Origin of the sequence: Tahibacter amnicola (assembly GCF_025398735.1) — a bacterium.
Classification (GTDB): domain Bacteria; phylum Pseudomonadota; class Gammaproteobacteria; order Xanthomonadales; family Rhodanobacteraceae; genus Tahibacter; species Tahibacter amnicola.
This window is the reverse complement of the sequence record NZ_CP104694.1, coordinates 2589654-2613202: the sequence shown is the minus strand read 5'-3', so window position 1 is coordinate 2613202 and position 23549 is coordinate 2589654. Positions and strand designations below refer to the sequence as shown.

Annotated in this window: 13 protein-coding genes; 7 read left to right on the top strand and 6 right to left on the bottom strand. The window is 65.6% G+C overall.

From position 1 onward, the window contains the following. Positions 1-438: 438 nt before the first annotated feature. Both N4264_RS11080 and N4264_RS11075 read right to left on the bottom strand, forming a co-directional pair. Entirely contained in the window at positions 439-1944 is a 1506-nt protein-coding gene (locus tag N4264_RS11080; RefSeq protein WP_261697096.1) for a hypothetical protein, read from the bottom strand. A 313-nt stretch (positions 1945-2257) separates the two neighbouring features. Then, positions 2258-3295: an alpha/beta hydrolase gene (locus tag N4264_RS11075; protein WP_261697095.1), complete on the bottom strand. Its 1038-nt coding sequence runs from the start codon at positions 3293-3295 to the stop codon at positions 2258-2260. A gap of 246 nt (positions 3296-3541) precedes the next feature. Between N4264_RS11075 and N4264_RS11070 the strand changes: the two genes are divergently transcribed. The 3 genes from N4264_RS11070 to N4264_RS11060 all read left to right on the top strand — a co-directional run bounded on the left by N4264_RS11070 (position 3542) and on the right by N4264_RS11060 (position 6599). After that, positions 3542-4645, top strand: coding sequence for an SMP-30/gluconolactonase/LRE family protein (locus tag N4264_RS11070; protein WP_261697094.1), 1104 nt, complete (start codon positions 3542-3544; stop codon positions 4643-4645). Between the two features lie 104 nt (positions 4646-4749). Next, positions 4750-6105 (top strand): WD40/YVTN/BNR-like repeat-containing protein, encoded by a 1356-nt coding sequence (locus N4264_RS11065; protein ID WP_261697093.1) that lies wholly within the window; start codon positions 4750-4752, stop codon positions 6103-6105. Between the two features lie 68 nt (positions 6106-6173). Continuing rightward, positions 6174-6599 carry a beta propeller repeat protein gene (locus N4264_RS11060; protein ID WP_261697092.1) on the top strand — a complete coding sequence of 142 codons (426 nt, stop codon included), beginning with the start codon at positions 6174-6176 and terminating at the stop codon, positions 6597-6599. Here N4264_RS11060 and N4264_RS11055 read toward each other — a convergent pair. Continuing rightward, entirely contained in the window at positions 6580-7848 is a 1269-nt protein-coding gene (locus tag N4264_RS11055) for an RNA polymerase sigma factor (protein WP_261697091.1), read from the bottom strand. The genes N4264_RS11060 and N4264_RS11055 overlap by 20 nt on opposite strands. 42 nt (positions 7849-7890) lie before the next feature. Further along, positions 7891-8256 carry a YciI family protein gene (locus tag N4264_RS11050; RefSeq protein WP_261697090.1) on the bottom strand — a complete coding sequence of 122 codons (366 nt, stop codon included), beginning with the start codon at positions 8254-8256 and terminating at the stop codon, positions 7891-7893. A gap of 425 nt (positions 8257-8681) precedes the next feature. Here N4264_RS11050 and N4264_RS11045 point away from each other — a divergent pair, with 425 nt between their 5' ends. The 4 genes from N4264_RS11045 (at position 8682) to N4264_RS11030 (ending at position 13634) form a co-directional block, all read left to right on the top strand. Further along, complete coding sequence (locus N4264_RS11045) at positions 8682-10232, top strand: phosphatidylinositol-specific phospholipase C domain-containing protein (RefSeq protein ID WP_261697089.1); 1551 nt, start codon at positions 8682-8684, stop codon at positions 10230-10232. Between the two features lie 134 nt (positions 10233-10366). Continuing rightward, complete coding sequence (locus N4264_RS11040; RefSeq protein ID WP_261697088.1) at positions 10367-11677, top strand: delta-60 repeat-containing protein; 1311 nt, start codon at positions 10367-10369, stop codon at positions 11675-11677. Positions 11678-12057: 380 nt separating this feature from the next. Next, complete coding sequence (locus N4264_RS11035) at positions 12058-12981, top strand: aldo/keto reductase (RefSeq protein ID WP_261697087.1); 924 nt, start codon at positions 12058-12060, stop codon at positions 12979-12981. Further along, a complete protein-coding gene (locus N4264_RS11030; protein ID WP_261697086.1) occupies positions 12981-13634 on the top strand; it encodes a DUF6064 family protein in 654 nt (217 codons plus the stop codon). The genes N4264_RS11035 and N4264_RS11030 overlap by 1 nt, the downstream gene beginning before the upstream one ends. A gap of 90 nt (positions 13635-13724) precedes the next feature. Here the strand turns inward: N4264_RS11030 and N4264_RS11025 are convergent, their stop codons facing one another. Beyond that, positions 13725-14063, bottom strand: a complete 339-nt coding sequence (locus N4264_RS11025) for a DUF7737 domain-containing protein (protein ID WP_261697085.1) — start codon at positions 14061-14063, stop codon at positions 13725-13727. Positions 14064-14309: 246 nt separating this feature from the next. Then, entirely contained in the window at positions 14310-22754 is an 8445-nt protein-coding gene (locus tag N4264_RS11020; RefSeq protein ID WP_261697084.1) for an RHS repeat-associated core domain-containing protein, read from the bottom strand. Positions 22755-23549 lie beyond the last annotated feature (795 nt).

Below are 23549 nucleotides of genomic sequence, written 5' to 3'. Positions count from 1 at the left end.
GCAGCGCGCAGCGGCAGGCGGTCTGACGTCGTCGCGTCGACGTAAAGAGAAAATCCCATCGTTCTCGCCGCGAACAGCAAGAACCACTCCTTGGTTCCGCCGGTACTCCGTCAGAACGCACTTTCGAATTCCACGCAACAGCGAAGATCGAAATCAGCCAGCTCGGGAACGCTGCCCGGGACTATCCTAGACGAATTCGTCGCCGATCACGATTCCCCCGCGCGCGTCAAACACCGATTCCTGACCGCTCACTGCCGCCATTTGTTAGAGCGACGTCAACCTGGCGTGTTTGCTACACGAAACCTTCATCCTTGTGCGGCGTCCGTGGACGTGCACCGGCGCAGTGCTACTGGTTTGCGGATGTCCTGCCTGCGTCAAGGAGACGCGAAGACAGCCGGCGCCTGTCGGCACCGGCTGTGGTTCCGCGTGCGCCTATGGCTAGGGTGCGACGCAGATCTCCTGGCAGGTGGTCGCGGTACCTTCGGGTGTAGTGCACGGCATTGCGCAACGCGGCAATTCCGCGGTCTGGGACAGAAACGCCTCCAGTACATTCTTGCGGTGCGGCAGGAACACATCCTTGAGCGCTGGCGAGGTCATGAAACGCGTGCCATCGGGACCGCTCTCAAACTGGTTCTCAGCCACGTGCACGAAACCCACTGAGGCGGGAAACGTCTGGTCATGTCCGATATCCGCCGAACGGCTGAGCTCATGGCAGCCGCCGCAGGACAGCGTCTGTGCACGCGCCACGATCTGGTCCGGGGAAAGGGGGCTACCCAGTTGATCGAGCTTGTCCTGGATGGCCGACCGGAACGCGGCCGGCGCCGACAGAAACGCCAGTGAATAGTCGTTCTCTTCGGTCTGTGACAGGCTCTGCCCGGTGTTGAACTTGTTCGGCGGCGCAAAGCTGAACAGGTTGATGTCGGGTACCGCCAGCCGTGCCACCTGGTTGGCCACGAAATCCTGCTGGAAATTCTGCGACTGGGCGTTCGTTCCGTTGAACAGCGTGGCAGCGGGATTGGTCTTGTCGGTCGCCGGCATGAACCGGATCGAACACTGCACGGCGCTATCACACACGCGCGCCAGCTTGAACTCGCGCAGATTCCAGGGGAACTGCATGAACTGGTTCGTTCGCACCTGTCCTCGGCCCTTCGGACCGGCGCCGTAATGGTTGGGCGCCACGACCGGCGGGAAGCCCGGCAGTCCCTTGAAGTAGAAGTCGTGCAGCCGGGTGGCCCGCACCTGCGCATCGGCTTCTTCCGACAACTTGCCCCAGAACTCAGCCACGCGGGCGCAGCCGTTCAATCCCAGCTCCGGCCGCGGATTGGGCAGTACGGCCTCGAAGATCAACAGATTCCGGAAAAATGGAATGTTCTGCCCGGAACGGCGCGCGAACAGGATGCGGTACTCGCCACAGTCGCTGCCGTCGGCGGGCGCCAGGTCGAACCGGTTGAACAACCCGATCGGCATGAAGCCCGTCGGGCCCGGATCGAAGGGATCGATGTTCACATGATCGCCTTCCGCACGCGGGCACAGGAACGCAAATCCGTTGAAGACGGGTACGCCGTTCTTGCGCTGGTCGTCGCAGTGCGGTCCGAGGGCAAGGCCAGGTGCGAGGTTCTGCGTATCCCACCACTGCTGGAACGACTGCAGCGGTGTCATCGTGTTGCCGACGACCTTCGTCGCGGCTGTCATCACTTCCAGAAACGTGAACTTCTCCAGGATGGCCAGATCCGTTACCGCCAGCGAGCGAAACGGATCGATCGGAGCACCTTCTCTTCCGGAGGCAGTAGGCGCCGTAAGGCCTATCCCCCGACGTTCCGAGCTCAACTCGGGCGATGGCGGCGCCGTCGCACCACTGTGTGGCACACCATCTGTCCCTGCTACGGCCGCAGGCATCGCCACCAAGGCTGCCACGGCCGCCAATAACCCATGTAGTCGTTTCATATGCGCCATCCCGTCTGCTCATGGTGGCATGCCACCCAATGACGCGCGCCTGACGACGCCGGCAGCACCGCCAAGCGTTGCGCGTCCCTATCCCCTGCGCGTGCAAGAACGCGGATGACGAACAACCGTTGACGCCGAAATGCGACGGAATTGCTATCTCCACCCTGCGCACAATGGCGCAATGCTGAACGGGAAGGTATCTGCACGCGCGCCGGAGACTATTCTGAGACCGCCGGCGCGGGGGCGGTCCTGAAAAATCCCGGCGGGCAGACAGGGACTGCCTGCCGGGTCACGGAGGAGCGTGATGTGGTGGTTAAAGTAGAGCAGCAAACGCTGCTATCGCACGCTGCACCATCAGCGAGGGATTCGACAGATACATGTCGTGAACGGCGGCAGGATCTGTCACCGTCACGTGGCCCATTCCGGACGTGCTGGCCGTCAGATGGGTATGCAGGGCGGCAATTTCCGCAGGCGGCAGGAACACATCGTCACTGAAACTGACCACGCCCAGCGCGGTGCCACGGTTGGCGGCGAACAGCCCCGCTGCCACGCTGGGACGCACGAATGGCGCAGTGCCGGTCAGCTGGGCACCGGCAAAGAGCGATTCCGCCGCGATGTAGCCGCGCTGGTGCGGGTTCGCCGGCGTGCCGGGAACGACGGTGCCGCTGGCATTGGTGAAGAACAACGCCGTCCAGGCGGGTTCCGGGATGCGCACCACCGGGCCGAGTACGGGATCCTCGCCAATGAAGGGACCCAGCACCTGGGCCGCGGCGCCGCTATCGGCCAGCGACCACGCCATCGGACGCGGCAACGCCGGGGCGAGCAGCAGCACACCGGCCACGCCGTGCGCGGCGCGCAGGCTGGTGCCGCGATTGGCCAGCGCCTGCTGCGCCAGCACGATCACTTCACCGCCCATGCTGTGACCCACCAGCGCACGCACGTGCATGCCACGGGCACGCAGCCGGGGCAATGCGCCGTCGAGCGCCGCGACGTAGTCGTCCAGGGTGAGTTCGCCGAACCGCAGGCCCGTGGGCAATCCGCTCAGGCCGTGTCCGGGCAGGTCCAATGCGACGACGCGACACACGGCGCGTGCCGCCAGCGGCGTCGCGAACACGGTACGCGCCAGCGGCTCATACGTGGCCGCCGTGTGCGCAAGCCCGTGCAGGGCGAGCACCGTCTGCGACGGAAGGCACGCGGGTTGACTCTGGAACACCGTGGCGCTGAGCGTCACCGCGACACCGGGACGCAAAGGCACGTCCGGCAGCGATAGCACCTGACGCGTAACGGCCGCGCCGGCCGCTACGGAAAACAGCCCAAGGCCTGCGGCGAGCACGCCAATCCACCGTTTCATTCCCTTCACAGCAGTCTCCTCATTACACATCGGGTAGCGCCGGGGCCCGTCGTCACGACGGATCCCTCATGCGTCACCCGAATTCGGGAGCCGGCGTGCAAAAGTGTCAATCAGCTAGATGTGTATTCGAGGCGTCCTCCCAGCCACCGCGTGTGCAACCGTCGACAGTACGCGGTGTCGCCCAGTACAGTGTCGGATCGCCGGCGCCTGCCTACCGCACCGCCGCACGCCACCCGGGACATCCGTATGAAACGACTGGCATTGAGCCTGGCCCTTCTCAGCGTCGCCCTGGCCGCTTACCTGATGTTCTGGCCGGTGCCAATCGAGCCGACACGGTGGACCGCAAAGCCGTCTCCCGGCTACACCGGCGTTCATGCCGCCAATACCCGGCTGTCGAACCTGACTGTCGTGCCGCTGGGCGCCGACACCGCCCCCGAACACATCGTGCTGCACACCGACGGCAAGCTGTACCTGGCCGTCGACAATGGCAAAGTGCTGCGCATGAAGCCGGACGGGACTGACCAGGAGCTCTTCGCCACCACCGGCGGCCGCGTGCTGGGATTTGACTTCGATGCCGCCGGCAACCTGATTGCCGCCGATGCCATCAAGGGGCTACTGGCGATCACCCCGGCAGGTGCGGTTACGGTACTGGCCAACACGGTCGAGGGCGATCCGATCCGTTTCGCCGACGCCGTCGTGGTGGCTGCAAACGGCAAGGTGTATCTCACCGACGCGACGACCCGTTTTTCCCCGGCGGATCTGGGTCTCAAGCAAGCCAGTCTCCATGACATCGTCGAGCAATCCGGGTCCGGTCGCGTGATCGAATACGATCCGGCCACGAAGGCTGCACGAATCGTCGTCCACGGCCTGAATTTCGCCAACGGCATCGCCCTCACCCGCGATCAGGCGCACCTGCTCGTGGTGGAGATGGCGCGCTACCGCGTGTGGAAAATCGGCGTAGATGCCGACCAGCTCGATATCCGTCAGGCGACCCCGCAGGCGAGCGTACTGCTGGACAACCTCCCCGGTTTTCCCGACAACCTTCTGCGCGGCCGCGACGGGCGCGTCTGGCTCGGGCTGGCCAGTCCACGACTGGCACTGCTGGACGACATGTCCGACGCGCCCGCCCTGCGAAAACTCCTGCTGCGCCTGCCGCCGGTGATGCGCCCGCCCCCGCCGCCCTATGGGCACGCCATCGCCTTCACTGATGACGGCACCATCGTCGAAGACCTGCAGGATCCGACCGGCGCGTTCCCCGAGGTCACCGGCATCACCGAGACGGACGAGCGCCGCTATGTGCAGAGCCTCAATCCGATGGGACTGGCGTGGCTGGAGCGCACAGAACCGTAGCTGGCCAGCACTTCTGCGTCTGCGAGTTCGTCGAGGTCGGGTGGAAGCGCCTTTCCCACGTCGTACACACCGATACCTGTGTACGAAACCGTGGGAAATTCACCATGAACGCGTTTACGCGCCTTTTTAGATCTTTTTCCGTTACCGGTGCCATCGCTGCCTGCCTGATGACTGGCACCCTGCCTGCCGCCGCGCAGCAGGCCTGGCGCTGGTCCACCCCTTTGCCGCAGGGCAATACGCTTCAGGCCGTTCTCTCAAACGGATCCACGCACGTGGCCGTGGGCGATCGCGGCACACTGCTGAGTTCCGACGACGGCATCACCTGGACACCCCGCCCGGGTAACACACGCGCCTACCTGCGTGGCGTCGCCTGGGGCAGTAGCCGCTTTGTCGCTGTCGGCTGGGACGGTGCCTTGCTGACCTCGCCCGACGGACGCGCATGGACACCGCACTTCCAGGACGCGTCCTTGCGCCTGACCCGCATCGCCAGCGATGGCACCCGGTTTGTCGCCACCACTGACGACAGCGGCGCGATCCTGACCTCAGCCAACGGCGAATCCTGGCAACCCTCGCACATTGATCCGGCGCTGGCCGATCGCGTCCGCCTGCAGGACGTGGTCTGGACCGGCGCGCAATTTGTCGCGATCGGAATGACCGGGACAGCGAGCTTCACCTACGACGATACGACCATCTTCGCATCACCGGACGGCGCGCAGTGGACATCTCACCGCCTGCCCGGCCTGCGCGCCGACGCCATCGCCGCCGGCAACGGCCGCGTGACCTTCCTCGCGCGCGACAAATCCAACCAGCCGCTCACGTTCACGACGACCAATCTCACCGAGTGGACGAATACCCCCTTCCCGGGTCACGACAGACGTCACCTGGCCGCAGGAGGCGGCCGTTACGTCGCAGTTGGCTACAACGGTGGCGCCGAGCCCGCGGTGATATACGTCTCGACGGATGGTTCCACCTGGGAAGCACGGGAAGTGGATCACCACGGCGAACTCAATGGCGTGACCTGGACCGGATCCCAGTTCGTCCTGGTCGGCGAAGACGGCTTTGTCGCCACCTCGCCCGACGGCACATCGTGGACGCCGCGTCGCCAGGGCGAACTGACCAATCTCTACGCCGTGCGGTGGGTGGGAGATGAATACGTCGCGCTGGGCTATCTCGGCCCTTCGCTGCGGTCGTCCGACGGTCGCCACTGGACGCCGTTCCAGGTCGGCCATGGCTTTACACCGCCGCTCACCGACATCGCCCGCGCGCAGACGCCCGTCGGCGAACGCAGCGTCATCGTGGGCGGCTCGATCTGGGCATCGGCCGATCGCACGACCTGGATTCCTGCCGGTTCCGCAACCTCCCCGAGCTATTCCGTCAACAGCGTGGCCTGGGGGCGCGGACGTTTCGTCGCCGTTGGCGACGGCGGTACCGTGCAGACATCGGAAGATGGCGTGATCTGACACAACGCACCTCCAACACGTTCCGGCGCCTCAACCGCGTCGTTTTCAATGGCGAGGTGTTTGTCGCGGTGGGCACATGGGTCGACGGTGGCGCCATCATCAGCTCGCCGGACGGGATCGCGTGGACGGTGCGCTACGACAGCACCGACGGCCAGTACCAGGGACCGCGCGACGTGGTATGGAACGGGTCTGTGTTCGTCGCGACAGTGGCCGCCAATGTCATGACCTCGACCGACGGCGCCACCTGGCAGACACACGCGACCGGATTGCCCTGGCATGCCTTCGACCAGATCGCCTGGGACGGCCGCCAGTTCATGGGCGTGAACTTCGTCGTCGCCACCTCGCCCGACGGTATCCGTTGGACCCGGCAACCCGACTCGCCGGTTCACTTCCTGCAGAGCATAGCGTCTGCCGGCAAGGGCGAATTCATTGCTGTCTATTCCAATGGTGTACTTCGCACCGGTGACGACCTGTTCACGGACGGCTGGGATTGATGCTGCCACCCGCGGAAGCGGCCTCGACCTGCGCCAGCCGGCGCTGCAGATAGGCGGTTTCCGCGGGATTGGTCGCCAGCGCCAACGCCATGCGGTAGGCGACGCCAGCCTCGTCGTAACGCGCCATTCGACGCAGCAGGTCTGCACGGGCCGCCGGCAGCAGGTGGTACTCCGGCAGGCGGCCTGATGCCGCAATCCGATCCATCCACGCCAATCCCTGCTCGGGTGACGTTGCCATGGCCAGCGCGGCAGCGGCATTGAGCTCGACGACGGCCGTCGGCTGGTGGCGCAGCAGCGCCCCGTACAGCGCAACAATCTGGATCCAGTCGGTGTCCGCTGCTGTCGGCGCATTGGCGTGGAGGGCAGCGATCGCGGCCTGGATCTGGTAAGGGCCGGGCTGCCGCTTCAACAAGGCACTATCCAGCAACGCCGTGGCGTCGCGTATTTCGTCGCGATCCCACGCGCCCCTGTCCTGCAGCTCCAGGGGAACCAGCACACCTTCCACATCGACACGCGTCGCGCGGCGCGAATGGTGAAACAGCATCAGCGCCAGAAGCCCCGTCGTTTCGGCCTGGTCCGGCAGCAGCCGGATCATCTCGCGCCCCAGGCGGATGGCTTCGGCGGTGAGGTCCAGGCGCAGCAGGCCGTGGTGCGTCGTCGCGGCATATCCTTCGTTGAAGAGCAGGTAGACGACGGCCAAGACCGCCGCCACGCGTTCGGGCCACTCTTCCCGCACGGGAATCGCATAGGGAATCCGTGCCTGGCTGATCTTGCGTTTGGCGCGCACCAGTTTCTGCGCCGTCGTAGCCTCCGGTTCGACAAACGCGCGGGCAATTTCAGCCGTCTGCAACTGGCAGACCGTACGCAGGGTCAGCGCGATCTGCGCCGATGGTGCCAGCGCCGGATGACAGCAGGTGAAGATCAGGCGCAGCCGATCGTCATCGCTGCCGAATTCGGCCGTATCGTCATCGTCGCGCGACGGCGCCTGGATCTGTTCGATCAGGGCCGCATCGTGGTGCAACGGCGCACGCTTGCGGAGCTGGTCGAGGCCCCGGTTGCGCGCCACCCGGAACAGCCAGCCCGCCGGGTTATCAGGTACGCCGGCTGCCGGCCAATGACCCAGGGCCTGTTCGAATGCGTCCTGCAGCGCCTCCTCGGCGATGTCGAAGTCGCCGAAGTGGCGGATCAGGCTCGCAAGAATGCGGCCGCCTTCCTGGCGGCACAGCGTGGCAATGGCCCGGTTGATCATGGAATGGGCCGGCCGGCGTGCGACACCGGGCCGGCCCGACCCTCACACCTGCGCGTTCGCCTGGTTCTCGGTCAGCGGCCGCACCTCGATGGACCCCATCGTTGCCGACGGTATCCGGGCAGCCCAGCGCGTGGCTTCGTCCAGTGACGGAACGTCAATCAGATAGTAGCCGCCGAGCTGTTCGCGCGTTTCCGCGAAGGGGCCATCCGTCAGCAGTGGCTTGCCATTGCGCACCCGGACCGTGGTGGCCGTGGCCGTGGGCGCCAGTTCGGAGCCACCGCGCAGCACGCCGGCCTCCGCCAGCTCCCTGGAGTAGGCCCGATAGGCCTCCAGCACCTGGGTGATGTCTGCCGGCGACAGGTTCGCCCAGGCCGATTCTTCGCTGTAGATCAAGAGCATGTACTGCATGGATGGGATTCCTTTGGGTTGTCGGTGGGTTCCACCACGGTGGAGACGATCGGGCCCTTCGAAAATCGACATTCGACAGGCGGCCACTGTACGCGCACCAGCGTAAGGGGCAATGCGGACCATGGGGGGCATTCCCGGCAAGCCTGTCGACCGGAAACCCTCCCTTGCAGCCGGCCCGGCAGTCTGTGCTTGAATACCGCTGCGAATGGCGCCCGCGGGCCACGGGATGCACTGCCGTTCGATCGCCTCCGGCCCGTGCCGTCGCACAGCCTTCCCATCCTCACCGGCGTCGCCGCCGGTGCGGGCTCGCTTGCCCTCGAACTGACATCCGGAGCCGTCCATGGTGCCCTGAACGGATCAATCGTCCCTGCCCGCTGTTCCCCGTACGTGTTCTTCCACGCAGTTCCCCTGTTGAGGATGAAACGATGGTTGTCACGAACATGCGTACTTCCGGCAAGGCGCATCTTTTTGGTGGAGTGCTCCTGTCCCTCGCGCTGACGCACACCGCCTCTGCCCACCTGTCATCCGCCTACTCGCACGACACTGGCATCACCCACACCCAAAGCGACTGGATGCGCGGCGTTGCCGGGCACCGCCGGTTGAAAGACCTTTCCCTTCCCGGCACCCACGACACGATGGCGTACAACGTGTCCTTCCCGCTGGCCGATATCGCTCAGACCCAGACGATGCCCCTGGCCACGCAGCTGGCTGCTGGCGTACGGGTGCTCGATATCCGCTGCCGGCGAATCGATAACAAGTTCACCATGCATCACGGCGCTGTTTATCTGCACGCCAACTTCGACGATGTCCTCCAGACCGTCGCGCGCTTCCTGCAACAGCATCCCGGCGAGACGGTGCTGATGCGTATCAAGGAAGAGCATGAACCGGCCAACAGCTCCATGAGCTTCCCGGAGATATTCGATACCTACGCGAACGATCCGCGCTACAGCGGCTATTTCTGGAAGTCAAACGATCCCAACCCGACGCTGAACGATGTGCGTGGAAAAATAGTCGTCCTGGCCAACTTCGCCGGGGCACGCTTCGGCATCGCCTACGGCGCGCTCGCCATCCAGGACAACTACCACCTTTCCACTAACTGGGCGCTCTACGACAAGTGGCTGGCGGTGAAGCACCATCTGCTGGCTGCCAACGCCAGCGATGAGTCGGTACGCGCCTTCCATATGAATTACCTGTCCGGCTCCGGCGGCGCATTTCCCTACTTCGTGGCCAGCGGCCACTCCAGCCCCGGTACGGGCGCATCGCGCCTGGCAACAGGGTTGACGACACCCGGCTGGAACAGCTCTTACCCGGACTTTCCCCGCGTCAGCTGCTTCATTGGCATCTGCACCATCGCCTTCGAAGGAACCAATGTGCTGACGTCAGCGCTCATCGACGCCGCGCGATTGAATTTTGTCGGCACAGTCATGGCCGATTTTCCCGGGCAGGGCCTGATCGACAAGATCATCGCGCTCAATACCGGCGTTACGCTGTTCAGCCACGCCGACTATGCCGGCCGGCCGCAGTCCTTGCGACCGGGCAGCTACGACATTGCTTCGCTCGCCATCGGCAACGACACCCTGAGCTCGCTCTCGGTGCCACCAGGGATGTCCGTCACACTGTTCGAGCACGCCGGATTCCAGGGCCGCAGCAGGACGGTGCGCGGCGATACGCCATTTCTCGCGGACTTCAACGACACGATGTCCAGTCTCGTCGTCACGCAGGAACCTGCCGTCGCCGTGTTCGAGCACAATGGATACGCCGGACGCACTCAGCACTTTGGCGAAGGCCGCTACGACATCGGCGCACTGGGCATCGGCAACGACGTTGTCAGTTCTGTCGTCGTGCTGCCGGGCTGGAAGGTCACCCTGTTCGAACACGCCGGTTTCCAGGGACGATCTCGCGTCGTTACGTCCGATGCCACGGGACTGCCGGATTTCAACGACCTGGCGTCAAGCCTGGTGGTGGAGCGGCAGTAGGGACGAGCGCCCGGGCCCGATCGTCGATCCGGCCCGGGCCTATCGCAATTTCCGGATTTTTCCCCAACCTGCGTTTCTGCCTGCTACGGACTGCCGCGCCGCTCCGGCCCGGCCCCGACAGCAGAGGAACGCCCGTGAAATACGTGATTGCCAGTCTCGCCTTGTTCGCCAACAGCCAGGCCAGCGCCGCCGGCGCGATCGACTTCAGTTTCGGCGCCACGCCGCCCTTCAGTCACTTCTACGACCAGACCACCGACGGCTTCGGCAAGGCGCGGTACATGGCGACCCAGGCAGACGGAAAGATCGTGTTCGCCACCGCCGGCGCGGCCTCCATCGCCGGCAAAGGCGTACTGATCCGTCTTAACGCCAATGGCACACGGGACTGGAGCTTCGGCCAGAACGGTCGCGTGGTGCTTAGCTACGCGACAGGTGCCAGCGAAACGACGACCAACGCCGTGGCCGTCGCTGGCGACGGCGCCCTGGTCGTGCTCTCCACGGCCAAGGCCTGTGCGCCATTACCGGCACTTCGGACCTGCGTCACGCTCGAACGCCTCGGCAAAGATGGCCAACGCGGCCCGTATACCAGCACCATTCACGGCGAAGCCATTGCCGAGCACGGTGTCGATCTGGTGATAGAACCCAATGGGGACGTGGTGACAGTGGGCGCCGGCGACTTTTCGCCAAGCAGTGACTGGGTCGTGCGTCGCTGGCGTTTCAACGGGACCACCTGGCAGGCACTGCTGACCAGTCGCATCGACTTCACGGCGTCGGGCGTGTCCCGTCCGGACCATCCGACCGCCATCGCCCGCGTCGGTACCGGGAAGCTGCTGATCTGCGGATGGACGTTGTTTGACGCGCAGGAAGACCTGGACTTTGCCGTTGCCCAGCTCAAGCCAGATCTCACCCTCGACACGAGCTTCAGCAACGACGGAAAGCTCACCGTCGCTGTCGACCTGCCTGGCAGTAACAGGATGGACGCGTGCGAATCCATCGCAACCGATGCCACGGGTCGGATCTGGGTTGGCGGCACGGCTCAGGGCGAGAACGGCTACGACAACAGCGTCGTGGCCGCCTACACCACGACCGGTACTCAGGTGTTTCGCAAAGTGCATCCCATCGCAGGCTTCGGATCCGCACTGACCGAGTTGCTACCCACGCGGGATGGCACCGTCCTGTTCGCGGGATCGATGTTCTCCTCCACCGGTACGGCTGCTATCGTCGGCCGTTTTCTGAGCAACGGCGATATCGATTCGACGTTCGGCGGAAACGGCCTGGTTTCGTTCAACCGCACGCCGTTCGTTCCCGGCGCCCTGCCCTTTGACTGGGGTTCCTTTGCACGCTGGCAGGTCAGCGGTGGACGCACGCGCGTCGTTGTCGCCGGCCGGCAGCTGCACTTCAGTGGCGACGAAGCCTGGGGCGTCTTCCGCACGGAAGTGTTTCCGTAGAAGAGCCTGGACGCATTGCCAGAGGAAACGCCCGGCGACGTCCGCGACTTCCACCGTTCCGCCAAGCGCTGGCGCTGCCAGCGCTTGCTCTGGCGCCATCGCTACCGTATGAATAGCACGCTCTCCCTCGCCGGCTGCGCGTGACAAGTCCACCCGGCGAGGTCCCACGTCGCGTTCCCGTGTCGGGCCCGATAGGACAGGACAGTCCGGAGCGGCTGCTGTCAGGTGCGCCAGACCTCCTTTCGCCGCGCGCTTGCGCCCAGCCGGGCGCCTGTCGCGCCCAAGCGACGCCCGCCGGATGCGCCGGCGAATACGATGATGCTCACGGCATCCGCGCGACGATGGGGTGCCGCCTGAGCCCATCGAATGCGGGAGCGACTATGTCCGAGCAACACCTCCACGCGATCGACCTCCGGCGTCGCCGCCTGCTGGGCGCCGCCGCCGTGGCCACGGGGTTATGGATGTGCCCGCTTCGCGGACCGCGCGCTGAACTGCTGGTTCATACGACCGGGGAAATCGTTCCGCCGATCGGACTCGGCAGCTGGATCACATTCAACGTCGGCGACGATGCGGAACTGCGCGACGACTGCGCAGCCGTCATCGGCGAATTCTTTGCCCTGGGCGGCCGGCTGATCGATTCGTCGCCGATGTATGGCTCATCGCAGGCCGTCATCGGCCATGCGCTGCGCAAGCTCGATCGCCAGCGCGACCTGTTTGCGGCCGACAAGGTGTGGACCGGCGACCGGGACGGTCGAACACAGATTGAACAGTCGCGCCGACACTGGTCGGTGCCGCGGTTCGATCTGCTGCAGGTACACAACCTGCTCGGTGTCGAACACCATCTGGCGACGCTACGCGAGATGAAGCAGTCCGGCCAGCTGCGCTACGTGGGTATCACCACCTCCGAAGGCCGGCGTCACGACGAGATCGAGCGGCTTCTGAAGAACGAACCGCTGGACTTCGTGCAGTTCACCTACAACATCCTGGATCGCGAGGTCGAACAGCGCCTGTTACCGCTCGCAACGGAGCGCGGTGTGCGCGTGATCTGCAATCGTCCTTTCCGGCAGGGCATCTTGATCGATGCACTCCGCAACAAACCCCTGCCACCGTGGGCGGGCGAGATCGACTGCACGAACTGGGCGCAGTTCCTGCTGAAGTTCATCATCAGCCACCCGGCAGTCACGTGCGCCATCCCCGCCACGAGCCAGGTCGCCCACGTCCGCGAGAACATGGGCGCGGCGCACGGACGCATGCCGGATGCGGCGATGCGCCAACGCATGATCGCCTACGTCGAGGCACTGTGATGTCGGAGTGGTGGAGCTACGATTTCTCCGATTTCCTGATGTATTCGTTGCGCAGCTACCTGCGACTGATTCAGGCCTACAACAAAAGCTGGGAGCCACTACCGGTATTCGCATCGATGATCGGCATCGGGATTGCCGTTTCGCTCTGGCGAGGCTCGCTGTGGCGAGGTGCCGCCCTGGCACTTGCGTCTGCATGGGCCTTCGTCGGCGTCGCCTTCTTCTGGCAACGATTTTCGTCCATTCACTGGGGCATGCACTACGCGGCCACGGCATTCATGGTGGAAGCGCTGCTCCTGGCACTGGTGGCATGGCAGAGCCGGCCACTGGATATCGTTCCACGCCAGCGCGCGGCGGCAATGGTGTTCGCCCTCTGCGGCCTCGCCCTCCCATCCATCGGCATGTTCACCGGCCGGCAATGGAACCAGCTGGAATCATTCGGCATGACGGCTGATCCGACAGCACTGGCAACCATCGCCTGGCTGGCGCTGGCGCCAGGGCGTTGGCGTGCGCTGTTGTTGCCGGTGCCCGTGGCGTGGTGCCTCTTCAGCGCAGCCACCTGGTGCACTCTGCGCGCATGGGACTGGATCATTGTCACCTGCGCGCTGACGCTGGCGCTGGCTGTAAGTTTCGTGCGCCCTGCCGCTGCGCGCTAGTGGCCTGTCTCGCAAGTACCACTGAATAATTCCGGTGTCTTTCGACGCGATCCATCCGGAATTTCTTCAGCGCATTTACGAGACAGGTCACTAGTTTCCCAGCGCCTCCAGCTGCGACAGGATGGCCGGATCACGGATCGCTTTGTCGTCGGCCAGCATCAGTGCCTTGGAGAGGATCATGCTGATCATGGCGTCCGTATCGGCAAACGGCAGATACACATCGTCTTCCTTTCCAGCTGGATCAAGGATGATGCACAGGTGCGCGCCAGGCATCACGTGCACTGCCGCACTCAGCAGGTGAATACGGTAGCTGGCGCGCTTGCCCTCCACGTGCAGGAAGCCCTCATCCCAGTGCATACCCTTGATGCGCAGCGTACCGGCAATGGCCAGGATCACCTCGGCACGATGCCGGCAGATTTCGTCGACCACTGCCTCGGGGAAGCCGGAGAGAAAACGTCACTCGCCTTCTTTCTTCCCAGGCCGGCTTTCTGGACGGGATCGCGTGGCGATTTCGGCAATGACCCATCCAGCAGCGGTATACAAAACCCATAGCCCTTGCCACGTTGTCAACGCAACAGCCCAGCTCACATCCGGTCTCTTAAACAGCAGAGACTGGACGACAAACCCCAGGACCAGTGTGATCGCAAAAAATAGCACCTGTTTCATTGGGGTCGCCTATGGAAATGGAACCGAACCCATAATCCGGAAGGTACCTGGCCAGACGCCAGCGCCTACCCGGAGGCCCGCGGTGGGAATTGTGAGCATTACATCCGCTCCTCTCGCACCGAAAGTCAGCCATCGCGTGGGAAGCGCTGCTGCATACACACCGCGCCCAGCCATTCCCATCGACGCATTGATCACGCCGTCACCAGCAATACCTGCCGCACCTGCCGAACTCGTGAAATGGTAAAGCGTGCGCGCTCCCCCAACGGCCCGAATACCCATGTTGAATGCCATCCCGCCCGCCAAGATTGTGCCAGTCGCGGCAGGTATACCTGCAACCATTCCAGTCCTATAGGAATTTGACGTCTCGTCGACACCGCCGTCGATGTCCCATAGGCCACGAATGTGCGCACTCAGTCCAAAACTCGCCGTGTCGCCCATTCCTGCTGCGAAGTCCACCAACCCCTGCGGGAGTGAGGGCAGCTCCCACGCAAGCCAATAGTCTGGATCCCCGTACGCCGCATTCGCCATTCTCTGCTCGAGCGCGCGATCGACCGATTGTCCAGTTTTGCTTCCGTGCGCCCTCAGAGTTCCCGTTGCCGCCCTGAACGCCCCCGTCAACGCCCCGTTCACGAAGTCGCCGCCACTGACCGCGGACAAGGTACCACCCGCCGCGGCCATGGCCAGTGAAGTGCCGATCGGGTGGTCGTTGAAGTCGGCGGAGGTGGGGGCGAGGTAGTTGCTCAGGCCGGCGCTGATGAAGCCGTGGCCGAAGCGGCCGCCGTTGACGGTGGCGAGCACGCCCCCCAGGATGCCGTCGGTGAGCGCCTTCCTGGCGAAGAGCGACGGGGTCATGCCGCCGGCCTTGTCGGCGGCGGTGACGAAGGCGGCATCCACGCGGCTGAAGGCGTAGGCGGTGATCGCGCCCATCGCGGCACCGCGCGCCGTGCCGCTCTGTACCGCACCGGCGGCCGCACCGGTGACGACCGCGGCCGCGGTCGGGCCCATGCTGGTGTAGGTGGTCAGCATGCCCGGCATGAAGCACGAGATCACGATCGCCGCGGCGGTGCGCACATTGCCGCGTTCCTTCGACCCGAAGTAGCCGGTCGGGTCGGTGTAGGCCATCGGGTTGTTGAACACGTAGCTGTAGCGGTTGTGGCTCTGGCTGTTGCCCGGCGCCTGCACGAACGGATCGGCCTGCAGGAAGCGGCCCAGCATCGGGTCATAAATGCGCCCGTTCATGTGCACGATGCCCACTTCGTCGGCCTGTTCGTGGCCGGTGTAGCCGTGCCGCGTGGTGCGGTCCAGGTCCGCATCCAGGCTCCAGCTCCACGGCGTTGCACCGTTCCAGTCGGCCGCGTCGCGACGCTGGCCGTAGGCGTCGAAGCTCATCGTCGCGTTCGCGTTGACCGGCTGGCCCCAGATGTCGACGACCAGATCCGTCGAACCCTGCGCATCGGTCAGCAGGTACTGGTAGCTGACCCGGTACGCCCCGCCCTGCAGACGCTGGATCACCAGCAACCCGCCGGCATAGCGACGCACCTCGTCGATCGCGCCATTGACCCAGCGTACTTCCGCACCGGCAACGTAGTCGGTCAGCGCGTTCGCCGTCGTGGCGGTGGCGTTGGGGTAATCGCGACGACGCACCTTCTCGCGGCCCGGACCGTAGTCATAGCCGGTGTGCGTGCCGTTGGTGGTCGAGCGCACCTCGCGCACCAGGTCGTAGGCACTGTAGGTGAACTCGCGGTTGTCGCTGGGGCTGTTGATCCGGATGACGTTGCCGCCACGGTCATAGCAGTACTGCGTATTGCCCGCCTGGCTCACCGCGTGCGGACCCGGCGTCGCCGCACCCGGCACGCTGCTGCACACCGACGCCAGCTGGCCGTAGGTATAGGCCAGCGCATTCTTCTGCGTGATGTTGCCCACGCCGTCGAACAGCTGGCCCGTCGTGCCCGTCGTGGCGCCATTGCGCGTGATGGTCGAGCCGGTCAGGCGCTGCAGCTTGTCGTAGGCGAAGGTCTCGCGCAGCGTCTCGTAGCTGTTGCCGCTCGGACGCACCGACTCGCGGTAATCCACATTGCCCAGCTTGTCGTAGGTGTAGTTGAGCTGCTGCAGGCTGCCGTTCTGCACCTTCTGCTGCAGCAGGCGGCCCGTGCGGGCGTCGTACTGCCGCTCGGTCAGGAACGCCGCACCGATCAGACGCTGCTCGCGCTTGACCTGGCCACGCGCGTCCAGTTCCTGCACCTCGTTGTAGAGCGCGCCGCTGCCGGCCGGATAGGCCGAGCGCACCTGGTAGGCATAGCCCCGTTCGTTGTAGACCGTCTTCTCACCCACCGTCGGCAGGCCCGGGGCGGCAAAGAAGCTCTGGAACGGACGCCCCGCCGCGTCATAGGTCGACTGGGCGACATAGGTCTTGTTGTCCTGCGTGGTCGCTACCTGCGCCACCAGGCCGCGCTCGTTGTAGCTGTAGTTACGCACCACGCTGATCGCACCGGTCTCGCTCGACTCCTCCGAGGCCAGCTGGCCCACGCCATAGGCCGCCGTGTCGAAGCGCCAGGTCGCACTGGCCACCTCGGCGGTGCAGTTGGCGTCGCTGTAGTCCTTGCGCTGCCACAGGCGGCCATTGCCGTCGTAGCGCTGGCGCGTGCAGGTGCCACGCGGGCCGGTCTGCTCGATCACCTCGCCCGCGTCGTTGGTCACGTAGCGCCACATCCCCGCGTCCGGGTCGTTCGTCCACTTCTTGCGGCCCAGTGTGTCGTAGCTGGCCGTCGTCTCGCGACCGTTGCGGGTCGTGTTGACGACATTGCCGCCGGCGTCATACAGGAACTCCACCACCAGCCCGTTCGCATCGGTCGTGGACACCAGCTCGCCCTGCGCATTGCGCACTTCGGTCAGGGTCTGCACCTGGCCGTTCTTGTTCGCCGGCAGGGTCGTGACGACGGTCGAACCGGTGTACACCTTGCTCGTCTGGCCACCGTCGGGCGCCACGATGCGCTCGGGGCGGTTGAGGGCGTCGTAGTGGGTCGTGGTCCAGGCCGGCGTCACGCCGGTGGCCGGCGTGGCCGCCTGCGCGTTCAGGCCCTGGGCGAAGAACGGCTCGGACTGGCGGTATACATTGCCGCGATCGTCGTACTGGGTCAGCACGCTGACCACATCCCCGGCACGCAGGCCCTGGCTCACGCTCAGCACCGGACGGCCGACCAGGTCGAAGTAGGTCCATTGCTGCGGCGCCGTCATCGCGCTCGCCGGTACGCTCGGCTGCGCCAGGGCGGACGGCGGCGCGGTGATCGTGGTCATCACATAGGCCAGCGCCATGCCGGTCGGGCAGTTGGCGCTGGTGCAACGGGCGTAGTCCACGCGCGAGGCCGCACCGGTGCTGCTGTAGCCGAAGCGCTTGCGGCCCAGGCGCCCGTAGCGCGTGCTGCTGCTCACGCCATTGGCATCGGTCGCCTCGAGCACGTCGCCGCCACTGTTGCGCGCTGTCACCGTCGTCAGCGTGCGCTCGGCCGACGCATCCAGGCCGGTCGAGATCGCGCCGCTGGTGCTGTTGACGAAGCGTTCCAGGCTGTCATACGTGCTGCGCGCATAGCGCATCACCTGCCGGTCGGCCGGATGGAACAGGTAGCCGCTGGTGGACGGGGCGCGCAGCGCACGGCAGGTGGCCTCGGGAATATCCAGGCTGCAGGTGGCCGTGCCGACCCGGTTACCGGCCGCGTTGACGTCGTAGTACGTCGCCACGCCACGCGTGCCCGGATCGGGCGTGAGCGCATCCACGCTCGCCCCCAGCATGCCTTCCACCCGTTCGCTGGCCAACAGGCCCTTGGCGGTGTAGCCAAAGCTCGCCCGGCGGCCCAGCGTGGTGGTCGTGGCCTGGCCACCGCGCATCGTCTTGCGCGTGGTCAGCGTGTCCGTGCTCTGCAGGCGGCCCAGCTTCCAGGTCTGCGTATCCTGCGTGTCGAGAAAACGGTTGCGCGTCTCCAGCACCACCTCGGTGCCGTCCTCGGTCTGGCCGCCGATACCGCGCCGCCGCGTGGTCACCTTGCTGTACAGCACATTGCCGTGGTCGTCGTAGCCGGACGTACCGAACTGCGTGCCGACGAACGCCGTGTAGCCGCGTACGCCGCCCGCGTCGTAATAGTCGTTCGTGTTGGAGACCGTGCGGCCGATGAAGATCGGCGGCGTCAGGCCGGCCGGGACCGGCGCGTTCATCGGGCTCTCGACGCTGTAGTTCAGTTCCGCCGGCACACCGGCCGGCGACAGCTCCAGTGGCTGGTAGCGCCAGGCATAGACGTCCACCAGCGCCTTGAGCATCACCGCATTGGGTTCGGGCTGCGAGGCATCGCACACCTGCAGGCGCCCCGACGGGCAGAACGCCACGTGGCTGAAGCAGCCGGCCGCCGCGTCGTTGAGCGCACCGCCCGGGCGGCACACGTCCGCCGGCAGCTGGCTCAGCTTGCGCGTGCCGGTGTGCACCGGCAGGCCGTTCCAGGGGAAGTTCTGGTTGTAGCTCGTATCGACCGTGACGGCGGTTTGCAGATCAATCGTAGAGACGCGCCGGAAGCCCAGCGAGCCGCGTCCACCGGCCTGCACCTTCAGGCCCGCATAGCTGTACTGCACCGCCGAGCGTTCGGAGGCGTTGTTCCAGGTCGGCGCGCTACTCTCGACGTAGTGCACCACGTAGTTGGGCAGGGTCAGGTCGAACACCACGGCGCCGCGGCCCCAGGGACGTGCCACGCCGTCGTAGTCGCGCGAGTAGACCGAGCGGAAGGTCAGCGGCGAGTAGTCCAGCTGAGTCACCGCGCCCAGGCCATTGGTGATCGTGCTGACCACGCCGCGCGGACGGTGATGGTTGACCGAGCGGTATACCTGCCAGCCGCCGTCGCCGCTGGTGCTGTCCTGCACCGGCTTGATCACCAGGTTGTCGACCATGCCGTCGCCGTCGAAGTCGGCCGGCAGGCGCATCCAGTCGTTGCCGGCGGTGGCTACGAACTGCGTGCGGATGGCTTGCGTGGCGAAGCGGTCACCGCGCCACAGGTACACGACATAGTTGCGATTGGGCGTGCTCGCGTCGGGCCACCAGAAGTCCAGGCGACCGTCGCCGTCGTAATCGAGCAGCTGCACCTTGTCGATGTGGTTGGCGTTGACGTTCTCGATCTTCACGTCCAGGCCGCTGGTGCTGCCCGACACGCTCAGGTTCGAACGCCATTCCCCGTTGTCCTTCAGGTAGACGATGTCGCGTACGCCGTCGCCGTTGAGATCGGCGTGCATCACGCGCTGGCGCGCCCGCTCATGCGCGGTCTCGCTCATGTTCTCGGCCACGCGAATGGTGCGGCCGTAGCGCTTGAACGACAGCTTGTTCTGGCCGTTCTCGCTGATTACCCCATTCACCCGGTAGGCCACCGAGTAGAAGTGCACCGGCGTGCCGGCCGGAGTCTGTTCGCCTGCTTCCGGATCCTGGCCGTTGGGTACGCTGTTGTCGACCGGCCCTTCGGCCGCGCCGATCACCGTGCCCGAGTTGCACCATACCGACGTCGACTGGAACGCCAGGTCCGCGCGACCGTCACCGTCCACATCCACCACCTGCGCCCGCTCCTGGTCACGCCGCGGCATCGACAGCGCCGATGCGCAGCCGCTCTGGTACGGGAACTGGTCTTCGAACTTCACCCCGATCGGCGCCACGAAGCGCAGCGGCCGATTCACGTCCGTGCGCACGTGTTCCATCAGCGCCACCTGCGGCAGGCCCGCCCAGAACATCAGGTCCGGCAGGCCGTCGCCACTGTGGTCCACCAGCGACGATTCCACGATCATCTCGTTCGCCACACCGTTGGCCACGTCCGCCAGCAGCACTTCTTCCGGCGCGAAACCCGCACCGGTCGAGCGGCGCAGGATCCAGCTGAGCCGGCCCGAGGCACCGCGCGTCAGGTACACGATGTCGTCATAGCCGTCTGCATCCAGGTCGAACACCTCCAGCGTGCCCCGACCCGATCCGTCCAGCGTCACCAGCGCCGTGTTCGGCGAGAAGTTGATCCCGCGGCTGTCCGGCCGCGAGTAGGTCACCGACACGCGCCGGCCCGCGTCGATCCACGCGATGTCCGCGCGGCCGTCGCCGTCAAAGTCACCCAGGCGATGGAAGCGCAGGTTCGGGAAGCGCTTGCCGCCCTGGGCATCGGTGTTGCCCGTATCGACGTTGCCCGACACTTCCTGCCAGTCAAACCGCGTTCCCGGGTAACACACCGTCTCGCCCGTATCGGCACACTCGCGGATTGTCTGCACGCGCGGCCGCACCAGCGTGCCGCTCAGTTCGCTGAACGCATCGCGATAGGTCACCGGGTAGTGGCGCAGCACGCTGCCGTCCGCTCCCTTCACCGTCACCGCCGTCAGCAGCTGGCTGCTGACCGTGTCGCCCGCGCTCGAATGACTGATGTCGTACCGGCCCGAGGCGCGGTACGCAAAATCGATGCTACCCCCCTGGTAGCTGATGGTGCTCAGAACCCGCTCGCCGTTGCCGCTGGCGTAGGTGTAGGTCAATGCGTTGCCCGAGGCATCGCGGTGTTCGGTCTGCAGCCAGGCCACCGCCACGCTGCCCTGGTTATGGCCCGTCAGCGTGCCGCCGCTGCCGCCGTAGCGACGCAGCGAACCGTCCTTGCCTTCCACCGTGAACACCAGCGGCGACGCCTGCACGATCTTCACGCGCTGGAACGACTCGATCTCCGTGCGGTATTCCGCACCCACCTGCTGCGCCTGGCCGCGCACCAGCAGCAGGCGCTGGCCGTCCAGGCACAACTGGTCCAGCTGGCCGCTGCTGGCTGCCGGGTCACCGAACTCGGTGCCCGAGCGGCAACGCTGGATCGCGCCGGCCGCCTCCAGCGAGAAGCCCATGCCCAGGCGTCCCTCACCGGCACCGCTGTGGTAGCTCAGCGCCACCGGCGGGGCCAGGCCGCCACGGCCTGGCGGGGTGAACAGCGGGATGCGGTAGGTCGCATTGCCGCCCTCGTCCACCTTGAACTCACCGGCCAGCGCACCGACCGTGTCCGAGGCCAGGTCCAGCGACGGCTCGGCCATCGCGGCCGCACCCGGCGCCGCATCCGGCGGCCCCAGGGTCGAGTCGCCGCCATCCAGCGCCGGTGCCGTCACCACCACTTCCGCCGAGGTCGCCAGCGCCACGCCACCGCTGTTGCGCAGTTCGTACTGCACCCGCGAGCCCACCGGCAGCGCGTCGGTCAGGGTGCCCGCGCCCACGCTCGACACCAGCGTCGCTGACGTGCCGTTCACCCGGTACAGCCGGTTACCCGTCGTCAGCGACGCCCACGACACCAGCACGTTGCACGAGGCCACCGCCGAAGGGGCCATGCACACCGGGGAATTGACGTATACGTGCGTCACGCCCGACTGCTTGGCCAACGTCGCCGGATTGCCCTGCGCGGTGTTCGACGGCGGCAGCGCCACCGTACCGGGCCAGTTGATCGCCGCGTTGTTGAGCGTCGTCACGCCGTCGCACAGGCGCGCCGCCACCTTCACCACCAGGCTCGCCTGGCCCTCTGTCGCGCTCGTGAAGCGGTGGCCCAGCCGCCGCAGCAGCTGGCCCGGATCACTGAACGCCGCCGTGCACGCGCCGGTACCCGCGTTGTGGCTGCGCGTGGTGTCATCCCACACCTGCACGCACTCGTTCACCGGCGTGTTGAGGTTGTCTTCGCACGCCTGGTCCACCCGGTACTTGCTCGAGCGGTACAGCAGCAGCCGCGGCGCGCTCATCGTGTCGGAGGACGGAGCGCCCACCGCTGTCGCCATCAGCCACACCGGCTGGCCTGCGGCGTCGTAGATCACCGCCTTCTCGGTCTCGGCGATCGCGCTGCCCAGGTTCGCCACCGACAGGTTGATGCCCCAGCCCAGGTGCTGCGGATCGGCCCAGTTGCCCGTGTACGTCGGATCCACCGCACCCGGCTGCGGCGCGGTGATCTTGGACTCGCGGAACAGGTCGTACAGGCACTCGCTCGGCGGGTTGTTCATCACACCGTCGATCGCCCAGCGCACCGCCATCTTCGTCGCAGTGCCACCGTAGGTGCGCCCCGCCACCGATCCGATCGGCGTGGCCTGCACACGGCCCGCGTTCGGACCGCTCTGCGGCAACGTGATCTTGTTCAGCGTCCCCGCCCAGGTATCCGAGCCTGCGATCACCGGCGCCGTCACCATGTACCACACCGGCGCACGCGTCACGCTGTCGTAGGTATACCAATACCCCATCAGCACGCTGCCGCCTTCGGTGAAGTAGAAATCCCACCCCGTCCCGTGACGCTGCGGGTTATGCCAGTGGCCCGGGAAAATCTTCGTCGAGCCCGAATCGAGCACCGGCGTACTGGCCGGACACACCGCCGGATCCGGCGGCGACACCGCCGCCGCGGCCTGCAGCGACAGTCCCGCCGTCACCAGACCACACAATCCCATCAATACCCGTCGCATCCGTGACACAAAGCCACAGCGCGCCGACGTCGGAGCGCCATGCGCCCCGCCCGTTACAGCGTCAGGAATACCCACGAAAAATCCTCGGTCAAATCAAAGTCAGGGACACAGGCAGCCGATACCGACACCCCAGCCGGGGAGCGGCGCACAGTCCTATTCGGAAAATCAGAAGGAAGATGATCACGCCCGATGATCACCATCCGCTCGCACGCATCAGGTCAGTACGCACGTACGGTGTCGCACGCGCACAGACAGGGCGAATCGGCAAAGGGCACGGAGAATAGTGGGGTCGCCGTGCCAACTCGAACGGATTTATGGCACATCCGGTCGGTACGCAGTGGACGCAACATCGCGTGGACGGAAAGCGCGTGGTGGAAGGGTATGCCTATAAAGTCAACCCTAAACGATGGAGATCACCCGACGCGCGCCAAACCAGAGCAAGGTCGCATCGATTTGCTCTAAACAAGAGCTTCAAACGATACATCTCTAATTGTATATATCTTCGAAGCCTGCCCTTCTTACGGCACTCACCCATGACACCTGGGCTCATCGATGGTGACCTCCTGGATCAACCCGTTGACGCCATCGTCAACGCGTGGAACCGCAACATCATTCCCTGATGGCTGCTGATTCCCCAGGGCGAGCGAAACCGTCGCGCTGACGGAGATGGAGACGACACTGGCCGAGTGGTAAAGCCCGGCGCGCGTCCTGATCGCCCGGTACCGCCCCAGGGATTGACCGCTCGCGTGGCGACAGGGGGATCGGTCGAGTCCGCATAACCCATCGCCATTTCCC